Origin of the sequence: Synechococcus sp. BL107 (assembly GCF_000153805.1) — a bacterium.
Classification (GTDB): Bacteria; Cyanobacteriota; Cyanobacteriia; order PCC-6307; family Cyanobiaceae; genus Parasynechococcus.
In genome coordinates, this window is record NZ_DS022298.1 from 2,009,871 (window position 1) to 2,029,785 (window position 19,915).

Here is a 19,915-nt window from a genome sequence, read left to right on the forward strand (position 1 = left end):
TCAGGGTTAGGCAAAACCCATCACTCGAGCACCGTTCTCAAGGGATTGAAAGATCTCCCATGCTGTAATAAGCCGAGTTTGGGACTGGCAACAGCGGGATGGGAACGGCACCAAAACGCAAGGGAATCATCCTGGCCGGTGGCAGCGGCACTCGCTTACATCCCATTACCCAAGCAGTGAGCAAACAACTGCTGCCGGTCTACGACAAACCAATGATTTATTACCCCCTCAGCACCTTGATGCTGGCGGGGATCAGGGAGGTTCTGATTATTACGACCCCCCATGATCGCGACGCGTTCGAACGACTCCTTGGAGATGGTTCGGCCTGGGGCATGGGGATCCAGTACGCCACCCAAGCCAGTCCAGACGGGCTGGCACAAGCTTTTCTGATCGGAGCCGACTTCCTCGATGGTGCACCGGCCGCCCTTGTTTTAGGTGACAACCTCTTTCACGGGCACGACCTCATTCCCCAACTGATGAACAGCAGTGAACAAGAGAAGGGAGCCACGGTTTTTGCTTATCCCGTTAGCGATCCAGAGCGCTATGGAGTCGCTGAATTTGATGCCCAAGGCAATGTCTTAAGCCTGGAGGAAAAACCCAAACATCCAAAAAGTCGATACGCAGTTACGGGGCTTTATTTCTACGACCAAACCGTGGTGGAGCGTGCCCGGCAAGTGCAGCCCTCCCCCCGCGGAGAACTTGAGATCACCGACCTCAATGCCATGTACCTGAACGAAGAACAGCTTCGGGTTGAATTGATGGGACGAGGAATGGCCTGGCTTGATACGGGAACATGCGACTCGCTCAATGACGCAGCCAGCTACATCCGCACCCTCGAACATCGACAAGGCTTGAAGGTGGGCTGTCCCGAAGAGGTGGCCTGGAGGCAGGGCTGGATTGATAACGAGCAGCTCAATCGGCTCGCGCAACCGCTGAAAAAAAGCGGCTACGGAACCTATCTCCTTCAGATGCTCGAAGAAGGTTTGAGCGACCATGCTGCTCTGCAAACCAGCCTGGAGGAGCCAAATGCAGTTTGAACAACTCAAGACCCCCAATGGTCAAACCATGGAGGGTCCACTACTGATGACACCAAAATGCTTTGGCGACAACCGAGGCTGGTTCTACGAAAGCTGGAGCCGACGTTCGTTCGACAACGCTGTAGGCGAAACCGTGGTTTTTTCTCAAGACAACCACTCCCGCTCGATCCAAGGAGTACTGAGAGGACTGCACTATCAGCTCGCACCGGAGCCTCAGGCGAAAGTTGTCCGTGCCACTCTCGGAGCCATTTTCGACGTCGCCGTCGACATCCGAAGTAGTTCCCCAACCTGCGGGGCCTGGATCGGCGCTGAGCTCAGTGCTGAAAACAAAGCACAGCTTTGGATTCCAGAGGGTTTTGCCCATGGTTTCCTCACCTTGAGTGCCGTGGCAGAAGTGCAATACAAAGCGCGTGGTTTTTGGAATAAAGCTTGTGAACGTGCGCTTCGATGGGACGATCCAACGTTGGCCATTGATTGGCCACAAGGCGAATTAAACGGCAACACCATCAGCCTCTCGCCCAAAGACGCAGAAGCCCCGGACTTTTTGTCGGCAAAGACCTCGGGAGATTTGTTCCCATGAAGATTTTGCTCACCGGCGCCGGCGGACAACTGGGCCAGGCACTACAAGATGCAAAGCCAGAGGCAGTTGAACTCATCTCCACAACCCGTCAGGAGCTAAACCTTGCCGATGCGGAGGCCTGCCGTTCGGCGGTGCAACAACACCAGCCGGATTGGGTGCTGAACGCCGGCGCTTACACAGCCGTGGACAAGGCCGAGTCGGAACCCGAGCTAGCCCACGCCGTGAATGGCGGTGCACCTGAAGCCTTTGCGCAGGAACTCGAACGACAGGGGGGCCGGCTCTTACAGGTGAGCACCGATTTTGTCTTCAACGGAACCCAGGGAACGCCCTATCAACCCGAGCAGACCCGCAACCCTCTCGGCGTTTATGGCGCCAGCAAAGCGGCTGGAGAAGAGGCGATCCAAAGCGTTTTCGGAGCAGGAGGACGGGGACTGATCCTGCGGACCAGCTGGGTGATCGGACCCGTCGGCAAGAACTTCGCCCTCACCATGCTTCGCCTCCACCGCGAACGGGATCAATTAGGCGTTGTGGCGGATCAGGTGGGCTGTCCCACCAGCACGCTGAACCTGGCTCGGGCCTGTTGGCGAACCCTTCAGATCGCTGGTGAACGCGACATGCCGGCTGTTATGCACTGGAGTGATAACGGAGCCGCCAGCTGGTATGACGTAGCGGTTGCGGTTGGTCAGATCGGGGCCGAATTAGGGCTCATCGATACACCCGCAAAGGTTCAACCAATCACAACATCGGACTACCCAACCCCGGCAGAGCGCCCGTCCTATTCCCTTCTGGATTGCACGAGCACCAGATCAGCCCTGGAGCTCGACGGCGAACACTGGCAGCAAGCCCTAAAGGCTGTGTTACAGCAGGCCAAAACCCCATGAAGCTCAACTGAGTTCAAGGCCCAAGCCTCAAACAAAGACCGACCCCAATTCCTGACCAATGGTTTCGTCAATGCCTTCCGCCGCTGACCTGCTGGGCAATCGCCGCAGAGTTCTGGTAACCGGCGGTGGAGGCTTCATTGGTGGGGCCGTTGTCCGACGGCTACTACGAGAAAGCAACGCGATCGTGTTCAACCTCGACAAGATGGGGTATGCCAGCGACCTGACCTCGATCGAAGAAGTTATTAACGAACTCGGCGTTGAGCATCAAGATCGTCATCAATTACTACCAATTGACCTCTGTGATGCGGAAGCCGTTCAACAAGCGGTGGAAATCGCCGATCCAGACCTTGTGATGCACTTGGCCGCGGAAAGCCATGTGGATCGCTCAATCTCTGGACCTGGTGTATTTATCGAAAGCAATGTGACCGGCACATACAACCTTCTGCAGGCTGTGCGATCGCATTTTGAACAACTTGCGACTGAGCGTCGCGAGCAATTCAGGTTGCACCACATCAGCACAGATGAAGTGTTTGGCTCCCTTGGTCGTGAAGGACGATTTTCAGAGACAACGCCTTACGACCCTCGCAGTCCGTACTCAGCAAGCAAAGCAGCAAGCGACCATTTGGTGCAGGCGTGGCACCACACATTCGGACTTCCCGTCGTTCTCACCAACTGCTCCAATAACTATGGACCTTGGCAATTCCCAGAAAAGTTAATTCCTGTGGTCGCTCTAAAAGCAGCCGCTGGCGATTCCATTCCACTTTATGGAGATGGATTAAACATCCGGGACTGGCTTTATGTTGAAGACCATGTGGATGCATTACTCCTAGCAGCCTGTCAAGGAACAGCTGGCAGGAGCTACTGCGTTGGTGGCCATGGTGAAAAAACCAATCAAGAGGTGGTCAGTGCGATCTGCCACCAACTGGATCAAGAACGACCAGAGTCAGCGCCCCATGCCAAGCTGATTCAACGCGTCACCGATCGCCCAGGGCACGATCGACGTTATGCCATTGACCCTTCACGAATCAGTACTGAGCTGGGTTGGCAACCCCGCCACAACGTCGAGGAAGGCTTGGCTGAAACTGTCTCCTGGTATTTATCCCATCAAGATTGGTGCCAAACAGTTCGTGAAAAAGCTGGTTATGACGGCGGGAGACTTGGCATCAATCAGGCAAAAAAGAATTGATTTGATTCAAAGAGTATGGCCAAGTCATCCAAAAAAAATGAATTCAAGTTATTCATACCTTCGGGGCGCAAGCTACTAAGATCAACAGCCCGCAGACTCAGTAGCCATAGCATTATTCCAGGTTTTATTCGAAAACAACTAAAACGCACATCGAATCAACCTCCCAAAATTTTAAACAATCGACGTCAAAGAATCACACCTGAACTGCAAACATATATCCAAAAAATCGATGCCAATAAAGTCCGAAAAAAAGAGCGTAGCGCCATACGAGAACTAGCACATTACGCCTATGTATTTGACATCGAGTTTTATAAAAATCAGCTGTCAAAAGAAGATTCAGAAAAAATCAAGAATATTGGAGATTGCCTTCAGCACTACTGCATAGAAGGATGGAAAATAGGAATAGACCCCAGCCCCCTATTCGACACCAATAATTACTTCAGCAAATACCCGGACATTAAAGAAAGTGGGCTCAATCCCATAATCCACTTCTTTAAGTTTGGGATCCAAGAAGGCCGATTCTCGATGGATGATATCCATTTCATGAGAAAGACGGCAAACATCAAAAAAGTCTCATCTCCTCATCCTCAAAAACTAACTCAAGCGATCGAACAAAAAAAATTCGGCGTATTTTTACATATATTTTACCCTGAACTTGCCAAAACGATTGCGGACTACCTTGCGAAAATACCTGTAAAAATTGACATCTATATATCAACAACTGAAAAAGAAGTCGACGAGCTAGCCAAGACTTTTAGACGATTGGATAATTCTGAACATGTGCAGGTTAAATCCTTTTCAAATACTGGGCGAGACGTTGCACCGTTCGTTGTGGGCTTTCGGGAAGAGATACTCAAATATGATTTCATTCTAAAACTTCATTCCAAGAAAAGCCCTCACAGCGACGCATTAAGTGGGTGGTTTGAGCACTGCTTGGATAATCTTATCGGCAGCAAAGATGTGTTTTATACAAATATATTTGAACTCATGAATAACGAAACGGCCATTATTTATCCGGTCGAGAATTATGCATTAAGCTTAGGGATTAAGCATGATTCATGCTGGGGTCATGAAGACGGAAATTATGATAAAGCCAAACCTTTGCTCGACAAATTAAACCTTAAACACATTGATCGCGACAGTAAATTTTTATTCCCGACAGGCACGATGTTCTGGTGTAAATCATATATTTTACAGCCGATTCTTGATTGGAATCTTGGGTTCCATGATTTTGATAACGAAGGCGGGCAAATTGATGGCACATTAGCTCACAGCATTGAACGATTAATTGGTCTATGCTGTACAGAAAAGTTCCATAAAAGAATTATCACAAGCTACTGTGGCTACGCGAACTCAAAACAACACCAATCCGACAAGCAAGTCATTGAAGGAAGAAATAAATTACAGATTAATGGGTTCGAAAAAGTTATACAATTCAAAGAAAAGCGATTAGATCCTAACTGGAAAAATCGGCCCAATATGTCCCCCAACAAGCTTCGTATTCATTGGGTGATTCCTAATTTCACTCCTGGACTCGGGGGACATATGACAATTTTTAGAACGATCAATTATCTAGAAAATTGTGGTCATGATTGCACAATATGGGTTCACTCAGAATTGAAGGGGGAGAAGCCAAGTCGCATAAGTTCTCTGCATAAAAGAATCATTAATCAGTACTTTATTAAACTAAAGACCGACCAAGTTTACATGCTTGGAAATACCAATGAAGATCTTGAAAGAGTCAGCGGTGATGTTGTGATTGCAACTGATCGAATGAGCGCATATCCAGTACTTGGCATGAGAAAATTCACCAAGCGGTTTTATTTTGTACAAGACTATGAACCCTTTTTCTTCGCAAAAGGAACATCAACGGTCTTAACGGAACAAACCTACTCGGCCAAGCACGAGTTTGCATGCATTTGCGCCAGTCCTTGGCTTAAAAATATGATGATCGAACAGGGAAATCCTGCCATCTCATTCCCCTTGGCTGTCGATACCAGTACATATTATCAATCAAAAGAGATCAAAAGATCTAAAAATACTATCGCTTTTTATGTTCGCCGCAGCACACCTCGTCGCTTATATCAATTGGGACTTTTAGCATTACGAGCACTCTTTGACTTGGGAGATAGCTTTGAAATTATCACCTTTGGGGAAGACGACTTACCAGATCTTGGCATCCCAGTAAAGATTACACATGCGGGAATTCTGAATGCTGAATCGTTATCAACTCTCTATCAAAGTTGCACAGTGGGTCTGGTTTTGTCTGGAACGAATTACTCACTTGTTCCTAACGAAATGATGGCTTGTGGTTTACCAGTTGTTGATATTGATGCCACCCATACACGACTTTCATACACCCCTCAAACAGCTGTCCTGGCTCAACCCAACCCTGATGCACTAGCTTTATCATTGAGCCAACTTCTTAATGATGATCTTCTGCGAGAACAGGTCACAGCCGCAGGTCTATCGGCAACAAAATTTTTGACTTGGGATCAATCAAATACCATCGTTGAAGACTATATCCGTACTCAATTCGAAGCTGCCGCAGCATCCAATCAGTGGCAAACCTCACGTCATTCCAAACCACTCGTCACCATCGTGATCCCTGTTTACAACGGAGGTGATCTGCTCAGCCGCGTTGTGGAGAGATGTCTTCAGCAAGATCTTGATGCTGAATTTGAAATTCTCATTATTGATAGTTCCTCATCTGATGGATGTATCAACCACCTACCAAAAGACGATCGAATCCGAATCCATCGGATTTCCAAGAGCGAATTCGGTCATGGACGCACACGCAACCTGGGCGTAAATCTGGCTCGCGGAGAATTTGTTGCATTTATCACCCAAGATGCAATGCCGGCTAATCAAATGTGGCTAATGAATCTCATTGCACCTCTCCAGGCAGACGGGAAAGTTGCAGGTGTTTTTGGATGCCACATTGCCCATGAGGGACATAGCCCATTAACGACGTATGATCTGGACCAACATTTCAATCGATGGATTTTCCGCAGTCATCGAAAACCCATTGAATTAGACGAAAGCCGGCAAATACCTGATGCACAAATCAGTAATCACGAGCGTTTTTATTCCGACAACAACTCATGCCTAAGGAAAACAGTATGGGAACAAGTACCAATCCCAGAGGTCGTTTATGGAGAAGATCAACTCTGGGCTATTGAAATATTGCGCCATGGATTTAAAAAAGCCTATGCTTCTACAGCGGTTGTGAGACATTCTCATGAATATAATTTCCGAGAAACACTCATCAGATCCAATACGGAGTGGCATTTTTATAAGCAACATCTCAAAGAGCGTCTCCCTTCAAGCAAAAAAGAAGTTAGGGCAATGATAGAAACCAGCTGCGTGAATGACGAAAAGGCCCAAAAACTTTTTCCTGAGATCACAGTGGATCAACTAAGTGCCCGTCGAAAGCTTCATTTTGCTCGCGCCTGTGGTTACTACTTGGCCGGGAAAGGCATCGGATGCATCCGACCCTAAGCCCGACAAAGGAAGATTAATCAGGCTTTTTTCATAGCTGCGAGGATGAAGCCACCAATGCCCCAGACAACAACGATAATTCCGACGGAACCAAGAAAAGCTTGCCAACGCCAATTTTGATCAGGAGCTACGGAAATTTGTGGTTCACTCAGCATCACCACAAATTTCTGTTGGCGTTGACTTTCACGACGGCTATTGTCTGCTGCTATGCGAGCAGCCTTCAAAGCTTCTGAAGCGAACAACACATCAGCGTTAAGACCTGATTCCTGGATAGCGAGACTGTTTAAATCACGGCTACCATCATCAACCGCCTTTCGTCTTTCCTTGCTGATTTGTTTCTCAAGCTCACGCGCTTGGTCTGCAACGTACGAAACTTCAGGGGCATTAGGATCTTGGTATTGCCGACGTAAACTCGCCTCCTCCACCTTAAGTTCAACAAGTCTGCCTTCTAAACTTGCAATGAATGAACCAACAGCTTCTTGCTCAGATATAACGCTAAGTTGCCCAAATTTTTCCTGAAAAACTTCTAATTCCTGAGTAGCTTTCTTGATTTGCTTTTCAGCAAGTTCCACTTCTTTTTGAGCAAAAAGGTTTTGATCAGCATTGATTGCTTGATTGACCTCATTCACAAAACGACGAGCTTGACCGATTAGAGATTTATTCAGGGTCAGTGCTTGTTCAGGCTTGAAACCTACTGTCGTAAGAATCACCGAACCACTTAATGGCTGCGGAGAGACTTGGAGCTGATTTCGATAAAAGCTGAGCTGACTGGGTAAAGAACTTCCACTGGGTAGACCTGAAAAAATATCTGGAAATGAGGGCTCATACTTTTTTTCCAAGACTGTTGGATCAGGATATAGTCGATTCTTAACCTCTGGAGAAGCTAAGTAAACTTGTAAATATTGACCATCAACTAAACCTGATAGGACCTGAGGAGCTGCCACGCTACCTGCTAAAACCGATGCAGATCCTGCTTGAGGAGGGAGAGCCTGTTGAATAACAAACTCAGAAACAGACGTATAACGATCTCGACCAATAACAAAACAATAAAAAGCCGATGAGGCTAAAAACAATGAAATGAAAACTCGGGGTTTTCGCAATGTTGACAACCTAATCTGCCAAGCAGACGATGAGTTATCGAATCTAGAAAGCCCCATCAGGATGGAATTTTTGACTGAAGCCAGTGATGACCCCGCAGATTTTTTTAGTGAAAGACAAGAGCGGTCAGTCATGACATAACAAAAAGTAAGGTGCCTTAGGAATGAAAAATAACTGAAAAAAGCTAGTCATCATTCGATTCCAAAAGCAGAGATTCATTAGTCCTATAAAGAATTAATGAAAAGCTAAAGGTTAGTATAGAACATAGTATGAGATATGACAATGAGATGTCGGGGATTGGGTATTCATTATTAACCGAATAGCGAAGCAATTCAACTCCATGAAGAATTGGATTCCAAGTAATATAAGGTCGCATAGTCGCTGGTATTTCAAATGTGGCAAAGAAAATTCCCGACGTAAAAATGATGACCCTTTGAATTATCCTTCTAATGATTCTAACGATCCATTTATTCAGCTTCCCAAGGAAAACAACACACAAGCCAAAACCCACTGCCATCAAAACAGTGAGAAGGTAAACACAAATCGCTAAGCCAGGACTATCAAGCTGAAAACTCCATGTAAAATAGTAAACAATACCAAGGATTCCTACCGACAATGTCGCGAGAGCGCGCATATCGTTCAAAGAAAGCGCTAGCAAAATATCCAGGGGCTTAATTCTTGAGTAATAAAGAGGGGCTCTAAGCTTTAATCCAGACAAAGACTTAAGAGCAACATTTCTGAATAAAAATGCTATGGAAAATCCCAGCATCATAAAAACAACGATATTAAAATAAATATCAGTCGGTCCACCAGCTCCATATTTACTAGACCCTCTCAAAAAACCAAAACCAACACGTATAACAATAAAAAATAGCATCATCTGCAATGGATTTATTAACGCTTCCCAAGACCCCAACGAACTCCCAGAAGCTTGCCTATCTCGATCGTAAGTAGCGACGGCATCAATGATGATCCACTGACGACGTAAACCTTGAATAACTCGCCTAACGTAATTCATAGATTTGCCAGCTCAAAAATCATTGAAAAGATCTTCTGAAGTAGAACTAAGATTAGTTAGTTTTTCGCCGTAGTCAAATTTAATTTCATCAGCCTCGGCTCTTTTCGCTAATATATCATTTTGCTTACCAATAGCAATCGCTTCATCCAAGTCGCCATCAAAGATCACGTCTCCTAAAGGTCCAAGCACCATTCCGCGATTGCAAAACTGACGTTTAAATGGATTATTTCTTGAGTCTGTAATCAGACATAGTCCACCGTCGAGCTGTTTATGAAGGAGAGATCGCAAGAGCTTCGCATCTTTTGACATCAAGTTCAACAAATAGATCGAGTGAGGTGCAACGCATATATCAAACGAAAAAAGTATCGACAATGCAGCAAAGAAAAAATTCTTTTGATCTTTTGGCAACTCCTTTAAGGGTATAGATGTATCAATTTCTTGAGACTTCAGTGCATCAAAAAATTCGCCTGAGGAAACATGAGACCTCTCAAGAGTGTCCCCATAAATGTCTAATAAAAACTCAAAGCCGTTGTTAATCGTCAGACTGCTATGCAGTCCCCCCTGCCCCGCCAGAGGCCAGCTGAGATTGCTCTGCGTGACCACCTCTCCAGAAACAGGCTCGACCAAACCCGAAAGAGTGGCCATCAATTGATAGCTCAAAAATGAATTTGTGGTCATCACGGAGAGCTGTTCTCCTGGATGAAGACACCAATCCCAAGGAGAGGTGGTCACAACACTGGAATCAGTCTTATCAGCCCTCAACACAAATTCATCGAATGCCAGAATCGGCTCAGCCGAACTCGAAGAATTCAACACCTGGTGAATCGGCTCTACGTCAATTTAATCTTACCAGACTCTTATCAGGCTCCCCAGCAAAAGTAGGAAAATAAAACTATATAAATCATTCAACCATATTTAAGAATCCATCCCCTTGCTCCCTTCAATAAACCAGTTTGACAGCGTTTTTCAAGACGTTCAATGATCAGTTGCAACGCCTTCTCTCCCATCGATTGAAGAACGCTTCTTGGTATCCAAACTGCTGCAGATTCTGATTTCAATTCCAGGCTTAAATTGGCTTCGGCCACTAAACTGCTTTCCCTAGGAAAAATCTTGGCGCTACAACAAAATAATACTAACGAGTCGAGTTTACCAAGACCCCGTACTGTGCAATCTTCAAATTCAATTTGCAAACTGGTATCAATCCAACGTGCACGAAAAATCACTTCCGGCTGAATGCGGAACATTAATAACGAATAGGGCCTAGAGACGTAATGAAAACGCCCTCCCTCTGCCTTTTGCACTTTCTTGCGGTTGAGCAGTGCTTTGAGGGGTCGAGATGGTTCTGAGAGATAGTCCTGGAGTTGAGCCGCAGTTCCTCCAGAAAAATCAAGATCAAGCCGATGTGAGCGGTAAACCTTCAACAGGCAGAAGCAGACAGGACGCAATGAATCGACCGAGGGCCAAGCTCAGGCCTCAACGTCATCATGGATGATCAGGATCTCAATGAACAGCCCGGGAAGCCCCGATGACCCGATCGTTCCGCACAGAGCACGACAGTCTTGGTCCTGTCGACGTCAGTAACGAAGCACTTTGGGGTGCTCAGACAGAACGATCTCTTCGCAATTTTGCGATCAGCAATGAGCACATTCCCGTTGAACTGATCCATGCTTTGGCATTGATTAAACGAGGATGTGCAGCCGTCAATGCGCGGCATGGCGTGCTCAGTCAAGAGCTCGCCGACATGATCATTTCCGCTGCCAATGCCATTGCAACAGGACAGCATGACGATCAATTCCCCCTCAAGGTTTGGCAAACGGGGAGTGGTACCCAAACGAACATGAATGTTAATGAGGTAATCAGCAACCTGATCTCCCGTCGCGAAGGGACACCTCTGGGTAGCCATCAGCCGGTTCATCCCAACGATCATGTGAATCGCTCACAATCCACCAACGATGTCTTTCCTGCCGCGATTCACGTAGCAGCGACGCAGCAGCTCACCCATTCCCTTCTCCCTGCTCTTCAAGCTCTGATTGAAGCCCTGGATATCAAGGCCGAGGCTTGGTTTCCGATTGTCAAAATTGGCCGAACTCACCTTCAAGATGCGGTTCCCCTTCGCCTTGGAGATGAAGTCTCGGCCTGGCGTGATCAGCTCAAGCTTTGTCGGTCGTGGATTGAGAACAGCCTTAGCCCCTTAGCTGCGTTGCCCTTAGGTGGAACAGCAGTGGGCACAGGATTGAATGCTCCCCAGGGCTTCAGCACGGAGGTGGCGAAGGAGCTGTGTAAGGACACCGGTTTGACGTTCCACCCCGCTGAAAATTTGTTCGCCGTCATGGCGGGTCACGATGCCCTGGTGCATGCCATGGGGCAACTGCGTGGATTGGCGGTGGCGCTGCTACGCATCGCCAACGACATTCGACTGCTGGGCTGCGGACCACGGGCAGGACTTGGTGAATTGCAACTCCCTGCCAACGAACCAGGAAGTTCGATCATGCCGGGGAAAATCAACCCAACCCAATGCGAAGCCATGGCCATGGTGTGCACCCAAGTCATTGGTCTGGATGCGGCGGTTGCTGCCGCTGGAGCTGGGGGGCATCTGCAGATGAATGTGTTCAAGCCGCTGATCGGATTCAATCTCCTCCAATCCATTCGCCTGCTCAGCGATGCGATCAACAGCTTCCACCAAAATTTGGTGATCGGTCTTCAGCCCAACCGCCAGCAAATCCAAACGTTTGTGGAGCGATCACTGATGCTTGTGACGGCTTTAACGCCTCGTATTGGGTACGAAAAAGCCAGCGCAATCGCCCAACATGCCCATGAGCAAGGGCTGACGTTGAAAGAAGCAGCCCTGAAGCTGGGGCACATCAGCGCCTCTGACTTCGATCGATTGGTGGACCCCACCAGGATGGCAACCCCTCACCAGTAACGTCAGGCCGCCCGCTCCGTCGCAGGATTCAGTCCGCCAGCCACCCCCGCGCGGGGATCCTCGAGTTCAGCTACTGGGAAACGGTTGATTGCCTTCAGTGCTTGCTTGGCATGGCTTCGCAACTGCTCACTAATCGCTTCGCAGTAGGGGACCTGGGCGAGAAGGTCGACCGTTCTCCGCATAATGCGGACCACATCCCCTTCATCCAAGGAGGTGTTGGCGATCAAATCGCTCCAGGATGTTCCCTTTGCCCAAGCCTCCACAAGACCCATCAACTCAGGCTCCCACCAGGCCGGCACCACAACACTGGCCCGCTCTTGGGCGCGGAGCAACTCCCGACGCAACCCGGATAAGTCCTGCAACGCTTCTTCCGCAGGACCAGAGGGGGGGAAGCCACTCCAAAGATCCGGTCGATTCACCTCGGTGCTGATCGCCTCGAATACGGCAGCCAGATTGGGCGGATCAAGCTCATCCAAATGTCCACTCATCAGAGCAAGGCCAAGCCATAGCTCGTTGTCCCCACGCAAAGCCGCCACGGTGCGTCCAACTTCTGTGGGATCGAGATCATCCAGACAGCCGAATTGTTGAAGGATGTCCTTCAACGCCAAAAACATGTCCCAGTGACGATTGGAACGGTGATGCAGCAACCGCTGCCGCTCAGCGATTTCATGCTCCAACTCCTCCATGCGACGACGGTGTTTTTTGAGTTGCTTGCGATCACCCCAACGGTGAGCGGGATGCTGCTCGAGTTCCGACTCCAACTGCTGCACCAAACGGGCTTGGGTGAGAACCTCGCCCGCCAGGTCGTATTGCGGGGTGGTCATGTCGTGGCGTCTGGCCATATGGGCCACAGCCAAAGCGAGCTGACCGCTGATTTGATCCCCATGGCGGATCTCGCCCGACCGCTGCAAGACCGGAGGAACTACCCCATCAACCTGAAGGCAGCTCAGTTCGGCGTGAAGACTGACGACGCCCTGGCAGGGCAACAAAATCCAAACGTTGTCGTCCGTAAGACAGAGCAATCGGGGGAATTGGCCTGGCCCATTCACCTTTTCAACAATCACCGCTGGGGTGACCCGTCCGCGAAGCTGGGGTGACTTCAAACTCACCAAGGCTCCGTTGCTGGCGAATTGAAGGGCCTGAGTGAGCTCGTTGGCGAGAGTTTCTTCAGCTTGTTGCTGAAGAATCCTCAGCAAACGGCGCTCTTCCCGCAGCCGTCCACGCTCTTTTTCATAGTCCTCAAAATCTTCCCAGGGAACATCCCCGGCAACCCCATCAAGCTGGCTGAGCTGAAGCCGCAGCTGCGAAAGCATCTCCTCGTCATCCACCAGGTCTAAACCTGCGAGATAGCGACCAAAGCTGCGTTGCACCAACTCCCTGGCTTTCTCAAGGCTGTGGCGCTGCAGGAGGTTGAGAACCATTCCGTAACTGGGGGTGAACTGACTCACCAACGGATCGGCCGGACTCGTGGCCAGCTGCCCCGCTTCCCGAACCCCCTCAAACCGGCTTTGAACCGTGACGACATAGCCCTGGGAATCCAAGCCGCGCCGACCGGCGCGACCGGCCATCTGCAGAAACTCGCTCCCCATCAAGGGACGGTGCCCCCGTTCCGTTCGCTTCGACAACGACGCGATCACGGTGCTCCGAGCCGGCATGTTGATCCCTGCAGCAAGGGTTTCCGTGGCAAACACCACCTTCACTAACCCCTGCTGAAACAGTTCCTCAATAAGCTCTTTCCAAGCGGGCAGGACCCCCGCATGGTGTGCCGCAATCCCTCGCAAAAGGGCATCGGCATGGATGCCATCACGCACCGCCTCTGGGTTCGCCACGCTGTAGGCCGAAAGCCGAGCATGGATCCGTGCCTGTTCGTCTTGGGTGACAAGGCATTGAGCACCCAAATCACGAACCGATTTGTCGCAATTTCGGCGGCTAAAAATGAAATAGATCGCAGGCAACATGTCACGTTGTGCCATCTGGGCCACAACGAAACTGATGGGGGGAGCTTCTGGCTGAGGTGGTTTGTTGGAGCGCCCCTTGCGCTTTTGACCCTTTGGAGCCCGCCACACTTTGCAGTTGGGGTGCAATCCAGTGCCGGCCTCATTTAACAGAGGATGCAATCCTTTGGCGCTACAAAAGCTGAATTGCAATGGCACGGGGCGGTGGTCGCTGACGATCAGCGTTGTGGGCCCATGCACCTTTTCAATCCAATCGGTGAGTTGGCCCGCATTGGCCACAGTGGCCGACAAGGCAACGAGTTGAACGGGAGGCGGGCAATGAATGATTGATTCCTCCCAAACGGTTCCGCGCTGGGAGTCATTCATGTAGTGGCATTCATCAAGCACCACCGCTTCCACATCAGCGAGTGGATCGTCATGCTCATCGGCCTCGGCATAGAGCATGTTCCGAAAGATTTCCGTGGTCATCACCACGATTGATGCCTCCCGATTCACACTCAAGTCACCGGTCAACAGACCAACGTTCTCATCGCCAAACTGTTCCCGAAAGTCACGCAGTTTCTGATTGGAGAGTGCCTTAAGGGGAGTCGTATAAAAAACTTTCTGACCATGGGCGAGCGCCCGATAAATGGCATATTCACCCACCAAGGTTTTGCCCGATCCGGTGGGAGCACTCACCACAACTGAGTGCCCTTGATTGAGCGCATCAACGGCTTCTAACTGAAAGTCATCTAGCGGGAATGCGAAGCATTGGCTGGGGTCAAGCCCTGACCCTGAAGCTGCAGCATCGGACGCCTGAGTGGAAGGTTCCGGCTGAGCTTGAGTCATTGCTGAATCTTAGGGAGCTTCGCCACCGCACCCTGAAAGAACACGCTTCGAGAGAACGTGCTCTAAGACACCGAGCTTGGAAACCGATGGATGGCCAAAACATGCGAAATCCATAAGCCCAATCAGGTGACAACGTCCCACAACGAGATCGCTTTGACTTTGACGAGAAAGCCTCAAGCTTTGTGGCAAAAACTGGCACTTTTGTGGTGTGGGTGATGACAGAACCACCGCATCGGTGCCATGACTGAGACACTCCGGCGTAACGATGTGGCCACCAGCCAGCTTTTACAGACCCTCCCATCCGAAGACACCTTGATCGATGCCCTGCGCGGTTGTCGGCATACGGAGGAATTGGAAGCCCTCGAACAACGGCTCAGGGGGGTGAGCGAGGCACCACCATTGTTCGAGTGGATTTGCGACCTCCTCGTGGCGCGACGTATCTCGCGAGGACTGGCCGCACGATTGCTGACACAACTGCATTCCCAACAGCAACCCAGCACTTAGACCCTGCGTTGTTGACGGCTTTGCCGCCGCCAGAGGGCCGCCAAAGCGCTGCCGATCAGACAATGAATCACCGCAGAAATAGCCCCAGGCAGCGCAGTGATCGGACTGGAAAATCCTCCGCTGCGGGCTAGGACCACTGCCAAGCCGGAATTCTGCATGCCCACTTCAATGCTGATGGTGCGTTGAACAAGAACTCCTTCACCCACCAAACGGGGCACCAACCAACCCAGCAGAAAGCCAGCACCATGCAACAGGACACAAGCCAGGAACAACCTTGGCCCCTGTTGTTGCAGCACCGTGGCTTGGCTCCCAACAATGCTCGCCACGATCATCACGATGGCCAGGACGGCCAACGGAGCCATCACCGGCTCCACCCGACTGGCCAATCGCGGCATCCCCTGCTTGAGCAAAACACCCAATGTCAAAGGGAACAGCACCACTTGGAGAACTTTGATCAGCAACAACCCACCATCAATGGGCACGTACTGACTGGCCAATAACGCCGTGAGTTGGGGTGTGAGAACAACCGCCACCAGCGTGCTCACCGTGGTCATCACCACGGATAAAGCCACATCGGCACGACCAATCAACGCCACAACATTGCTGGCCGTTCCACCCGGACAACAGCCCACCAAAATCAAGCCCACCGCCAAGGGCGGCGAGAGGTGCAAAGCAAAGGCCAACAGGGCCGCAACCGATGGCATCACGATGAACTGCGCCACCACACCGATCACAACGGGACGGGGACGCTGCCCAACCCTTCCAAAGTCTTGAGGCGTGAGCCCAAGCCCCATCCCCAACATGATCACCCCAAGACCCAAGGTGATCAGGTCGCCTCGAAACCACGTAAACAGTGGGGGGTAGAGAAGGGCTAACAACGCACCCATCAGTGTCCAAAGAGGAAACAGAAGGGTGAAACGCTCGGAATTCATCGCCGACTCAAACCTTGAACCATCTTTATTCAGACTGATGGCATGACCAACGAGCCAATCCGCTCCGTTGAACCAAACCGACGCCGGTCGTTACGCAACTGGCAGCCGGGGGATCAGCCATGGGAACTCAAGGGCAGCGCAAGAGGTCGGCCAGGGCTCAGGGATCTGGCCAGTAATGACTATCTCGGCCTAGCGCGACATCCAGCGGTGATTAAAGCCGCGGCCATCGCCCTTGATGCCGATGGTGTTGGAGCAGGCGGATCGCGCTTGGTCACAGGCACACGACCAAGGCACACCCGCCTCGAGGCGGAACTCGGCGAATGGCTCGGACGAGACCAAGTGTTGCTGTTCCCCAGTGGCTTTCAAGCGAACCTCGCGGCAGTCGCCGCCCTCGCAGAACGCCACACCACTGTGTTGGCTGATCGGCTGATTCACTATTCCTTGCTTGTGGGCGTCCGTGCGAGCGGTGCACGGCTACAGCGCTTTGCCCACAACGATCTGGAGGATCTTGAGCGTCGGCTGCAACAGCTGGATCGAAACAACTCGGCACCAGTGGTGATCAGCGAAAGCTTGTTCAGCATGGAAGGAACCAGTCCAGATTTGAAGGCCATGGCAGCGCTATGCGCGCGACATGGGGCTCAACTGTTGGTGGATGAAGCCCATGGCTTGGGGGTAGTAGGGCCAGGCGGGCGTGGGCTCTGTTGGGGAGTCGATGATCCGGTTCATCTGATCAGCGGAACATTCGGAAAAGCATTCGGTAGCGGCGGTGCGTTTCTCGCGGGGGATGCGGCCATGGGAGAACGGCTCCTGCAAACCAGCGGCGCCTTTCGCTACACCACAGCCTTGGCTCCGCCGTTAGTCGCTGGGGCCCAGGCAGCCCTCGATCTCATCAAAGCAAACCCGCACTGGGGACAAGCATTGATTCAACGGTCCGAGGCCTGGCGAACCGCCCTCGCATTGGCTGGATGGCAGCGTCCGCGTGGAATCGGACCCGTCTTGCCCCTGCTGCTGAACAGTGATCAGGGGGCCCTCGATTACCAGCAACAACTCGAACAGCACGGACTCCTCAGCATCGCGATTCGACCACCAACCGTTCCAGAAGGAACCTCCCGACTACGCCTGGTGCTTCGTAAAGACCTACCGGATGACACGTTGGAGCTGCTGCTCGGTGCCCTCGCTGCCGGATGACACAGATCTTCGCGGTACATGGATGGGCCGGGCACGCCGAACAATGGACCTATTGGCGGCGCTTGATGGAACAACGGCAATGGCCCGTGCAGGTGATGGAACGGGGCTACGGGAACAACGCACCAACACAGCCGAGTTGGACCAATGAAGCCGGTCCCCGCGTCGTGATTGCCCATTCCCTCGGGCTGCATTTCCTCCCATCGCCTCTCCTCCAAGAGGCAACAGCCTTGGTCTTGCTGGGGTGCTTTACAGCTTTCGTACCCGAAGGACGCAACGGTCGTTCGACCCAAGCTGGCCTGAAAGGGATGCGAGCAGCCCTGGGCTCAGAGGGTGAGAGGTCCATGTTGGAGCGTTTCTTTCAACGGGCCATTCAGCCCCTCTCCCCGGGAGCTTGTCCTCCTTCGCCACTCCTCAAGGGCCTCTCTTCAGAGGGACGGAAACGCCTCCATGACGACCTGGTCTTACTGGAAACATGTCGAACCCTCCCTCGGGGATGGCCCTCCGATGCCCGTGTTTTGGTGATTCAGGGAGAGCAAGATGCCGTCGTGCACCCCAGAAGCCACCAACAACTCCTCGATCAGCTCGGCAGCCAAGTGGAGCGGGTCCATCGCGGGCCTGATTGGGGGCATGCCTTGATCACCACTGAAGTGTGGGAACTCGTGGAGCGATGGATCGAAAGCCTGTGATCGCAACAGAAGACGTCCTAAAGCAATTCAGCAACGCTGCCGATCGGTACAACCATGCAGCACGCCTGCAGGAGGGCATGGCATGGCGACTCGCTGGCCATTGCCGCCACCTAAGGATTCCTAGGGGACTGTGGGTGGACCTGGGGAGCGGAACAGGACGATTGGCCGATGCCCTGGAGGTCACCCACCCGGGGCAATCCGTGCTGCGCGTGGATGGCAGCGCAGCAATGCTGCAACAGCAACAGCCCAGTGCCAAAACGCTGCAGTGGGACCTCAGCCGAGGCTTGCCGCCCTGGCCCCAACAGCCTCAATTGCTGAGCTCCAGCTTTGCCCTGCACTGGTTGCCAAATCCCGTCCAATCGCTGCGGACGTGGATTCAGACTTTGCAACCGGGCAGCTGGCTCGTGCTGGCGGTGCCCATCGAAGGCAGCTTTCCCCAGTGGCATGCCGCCGCCACCGCAGCTGGCGAACCCTGTACTGCCTTGCCCTTACCGGTAGGCAAAGAATTGATGGCCGTCATTCCGCCGGGGATGGTCCAACGGCAACAACTGCTCCCATTCAGCCAAACCGCGGGTTCACCAGCTTCATTACTCAAACCAATGATCGAAATCGGTGCCGGATCAACAACCGCAAACCGACTTCCACCGGGGGCCTGGCGTCGAATTTTCAAGGCATGGCCACAAGCCAACATCGCCAACCGGTTTGCATTGTCCTGGAGAATTCAGCTTCTGATCTTGAACCGATGACGTCCCCATCACGTCGCATCGTGGTTTGTGGAACCGACACCGATGTCGGTAAGACCGTGGTGAGCGCATGGCTCGTGCAAGGCCTTGAGGCCAGCTATTGGAAACCAATCCAAAGCGGGTTAGACGGCGGCGGAGATCGCGAACGGGTCCGCAACCTGCTGGATCTTCCCGCGCAACGGCTGCTCCCTGAGGCCTTTGCCTTTAGCCAGCCAGTGTCGCCGCATTGGGCCGCTGAGCTCGATCAAAGCCCACTGGTGCCCGAACAATTGAACCTCCCAGCCTGTGATGGTGCGCTTGTGGTGGAAACGGCAGGGGGGTTAATGGTTCCGCTCACACGGCAGCTCCTACAAATCGACCAATTGCAACATTGGGGCTTACCCATTGTTCTTGTGGCTCGCAGCGGCCTCGGAACGTTGAACCACACCTTGCTGAGCCTGGAAGCCCTCCGACACCGCAATCTTCCGGTGCTTGGACTGATCCTGAATGGACCCCACCACAGCGATAACCCCACCACCTTGGAAACGTTTGGCGGCATTCCCGTTCTGGCCCAGCTCCCCCCGCTCAACCCCCTCAACCGTGAGGCACTTCAACAGCAATGGCACGACCAACGGCTCAGCCCTAAGTTTCAGGAATTGTTGGATCGAACATCCCGTTGAATTCACGTCAAACACTGGCAACCGTTGCTGTATCAGCGCTGTGTGTCGGAATCCTGGTGTTGTTTACGGACATCGAAGTGCAACTCGTGCGCTGGGTGAATTGCGGAGCGATCGCCACGGAGAGTGAGCGGTCGAGCGAGATGTGTCGCTAACCGATCTGAAGGAGGGGCTGACAAAGCCAGGCGATAACAACAAT

Annotated in this window: 18 protein-coding genes; 12 read left to right on the forward strand and 6 right to left on the reverse strand. The window is 51.7% G+C overall.

Translation table 11 applies throughout. The features are described 5' to 3' along the window. The first annotated feature begins 98 nt into the window (after positions 1-98). The 5 genes from rfbA to BL107_RS10550 are packed head-to-tail and all read left to right on the forward strand — an operon-like array spanning position 99 to position 7,185. Complete coding sequence (gene rfbA / locus BL107_RS10530; protein WP_009790334.1) at positions 99-1,037, forward strand: glucose-1-phosphate thymidylyltransferase RfbA; 939 nt, start codon at positions 99-101, stop codon at positions 1,035-1,037. Continuing rightward, entirely contained in the window at positions 1,027-1,617 is a 591-nt protein-coding gene (gene rfbC, locus BL107_RS10535; protein WP_009790335.1) for a dTDP-4-dehydrorhamnose 3,5-epimerase, read from the forward strand. Before rfbA ends, rfbC begins: the two co-directional genes overlap by 11 nt. After that, a complete protein-coding gene (gene rfbD / locus BL107_RS10540; protein ID WP_009790336.1) occupies positions 1,614-2,498 on the forward strand; it encodes a dTDP-4-dehydrorhamnose reductase in 885 nt (294 codons plus the stop codon). The genes rfbC and rfbD overlap by 4 nt, the downstream gene beginning before the upstream one ends. A 58-nt stretch (positions 2,499-2,556) precedes the next feature. After that, entirely contained in the window at positions 2,557-3,684 is a 1,128-nt protein-coding gene (rfbB, locus tag BL107_RS10545; RefSeq protein ID WP_037988493.1) for a dTDP-glucose 4,6-dehydratase, read from the forward strand. 15 nt (positions 3,685-3,699) lie between these two features. Continuing rightward, on the forward strand, positions 3,700-7,185 hold the full coding sequence (locus tag BL107_RS10550) for a rhamnan synthesis F family protein (protein WP_009790338.1): 3,486 nt from the start codon (positions 3,700-3,702) through the stop codon (positions 7,183-7,185). Positions 7,186-7,205: 20 nt separating this feature from the next. Here the strand turns inward: BL107_RS10550 and BL107_RS10555 are convergent, their stop codons facing one another. The 4 genes from BL107_RS10555 to BL107_RS10570 form a co-directional block, all read right to left on the reverse strand. After that, positions 7,206-8,417 (reverse strand): sugar ABC transporter, encoded by a 1,212-nt coding sequence (locus BL107_RS10555; RefSeq protein ID WP_037988495.1) that lies wholly within the window; start codon positions 8,415-8,417, stop codon positions 7,206-7,208. A 50-nt stretch (positions 8,418-8,467) separates the two neighbouring features. Continuing rightward, on the reverse strand, positions 8,468-9,301 hold the full coding sequence (locus BL107_RS10560) for an ABC transporter permease (protein ID WP_009790340.1): 834 nt from the start codon (positions 9,299-9,301) through the stop codon (positions 8,468-8,470). A gap of 12 nt (positions 9,302-9,313) precedes the next feature. After that, positions 9,314-10,114: a hypothetical protein gene (locus tag BL107_RS10565; RefSeq protein ID WP_156779455.1), complete on the reverse strand. Its 801-nt coding sequence runs from the start codon at positions 10,112-10,114 to the stop codon at positions 9,314-9,316. Positions 10,115-10,206: 92 nt separating this feature from the next. Further along, positions 10,207-10,722 carry a DUF1997 domain-containing protein gene (locus tag BL107_RS10570; protein WP_037988496.1) on the reverse strand — a complete coding sequence of 172 codons (516 nt, stop codon included), beginning with the start codon at positions 10,720-10,722 and terminating at the stop codon, positions 10,207-10,209. A 104-nt stretch (positions 10,723-10,826) separates the two neighbouring features. On the opposite strand from BL107_RS10570, the gene fumC reads away from it, so the two are divergent. Beyond that, entirely contained in the window at positions 10,827-12,224 is a 1,398-nt protein-coding gene (fumC, locus tag BL107_RS10575; RefSeq protein WP_009790343.1) for a class II fumarate hydratase, read from the forward strand. Positions 12,225-12,226: 2 nt separating this feature from the next. On the opposite strand, the gene BL107_RS10580 is transcribed toward fumC, so the two are convergent. Then, positions 12,227-15,007 carry an RNA helicase gene (locus tag BL107_RS10580; RefSeq protein ID WP_009790344.1) on the reverse strand — a complete coding sequence of 927 codons (2,781 nt, stop codon included), beginning with the start codon at positions 15,005-15,007 and terminating at the stop codon, positions 12,227-12,229. Positions 15,008-15,247: 240 nt separating this feature from the next. Here BL107_RS10580 and BL107_RS10585 point away from each other — a divergent pair, with 240 nt between their 5' ends. Beyond that, the gene (locus BL107_RS10585; RefSeq protein ID WP_009790345.1) at positions 15,248-15,511 is read left to right on the forward strand and encodes a hypothetical protein; all 264 of its coding nucleotides are present in this window, start codon (positions 15,248-15,250) and stop codon (positions 15,509-15,511) included. Here the strand turns inward: BL107_RS10585 and BL107_RS10590 are convergent. Continuing rightward, positions 15,508-16,443, reverse strand: coding sequence for a bile acid:sodium symporter family protein (locus BL107_RS10590; protein WP_009790346.1), 936 nt, complete (start codon positions 16,441-16,443; stop codon positions 15,508-15,510). The two genes, BL107_RS10585 and BL107_RS10590, sit on opposite strands and share 4 nt — an antisense overlap. A gap of 42 nt (positions 16,444-16,485) precedes the next feature. Between BL107_RS10590 and BL107_RS10595 the strand changes: the two genes are divergently transcribed. Genes BL107_RS10595 through BL107_RS13000 form a run of 5 tightly spaced genes read left to right on the forward strand, consistent with a single transcriptional unit; the run spans position 16,486 to position 19,871 of the window. Continuing rightward, on the forward strand, positions 16,486-17,631 hold the full coding sequence (locus BL107_RS10595) for an 8-amino-7-oxononanoate synthase (protein ID WP_009790347.1): 1,146 nt from the start codon (positions 16,486-16,488) through the stop codon (positions 17,629-17,631). After that, positions 17,628-18,317: an alpha/beta hydrolase gene (locus BL107_RS10600; RefSeq protein ID WP_009790348.1), complete on the forward strand. Its 690-nt coding sequence runs from the start codon at positions 17,628-17,630 to the stop codon at positions 18,315-18,317. Before BL107_RS10595 ends, BL107_RS10600 begins: the two co-directional genes overlap by 4 nt. Further along, entirely contained in the window at positions 18,299-19,063 is a 765-nt protein-coding gene (locus tag BL107_RS10605; RefSeq protein ID WP_009790349.1) for a methyltransferase domain-containing protein, read from the forward strand. The genes BL107_RS10600 and BL107_RS10605 overlap by 19 nt, the downstream gene beginning before the upstream one ends. Continuing rightward, entirely contained in the window at positions 19,060-19,719 is a 660-nt protein-coding gene (bioD, locus tag BL107_RS10610) for a dethiobiotin synthase (protein WP_009790350.1), read from the forward strand. Before BL107_RS10605 ends, bioD begins: the two co-directional genes overlap by 4 nt. Then, positions 19,716-19,871 carry a hypothetical protein gene (locus tag BL107_RS13000; protein WP_198002343.1) on the forward strand — a complete coding sequence of 52 codons (156 nt, stop codon included), beginning with the start codon at positions 19,716-19,718 and terminating at the stop codon, positions 19,869-19,871. The genes bioD and BL107_RS13000 overlap by 4 nt, the downstream gene beginning before the upstream one ends. Positions 19,872-19,915: the final 44 nt, after the last annotated feature.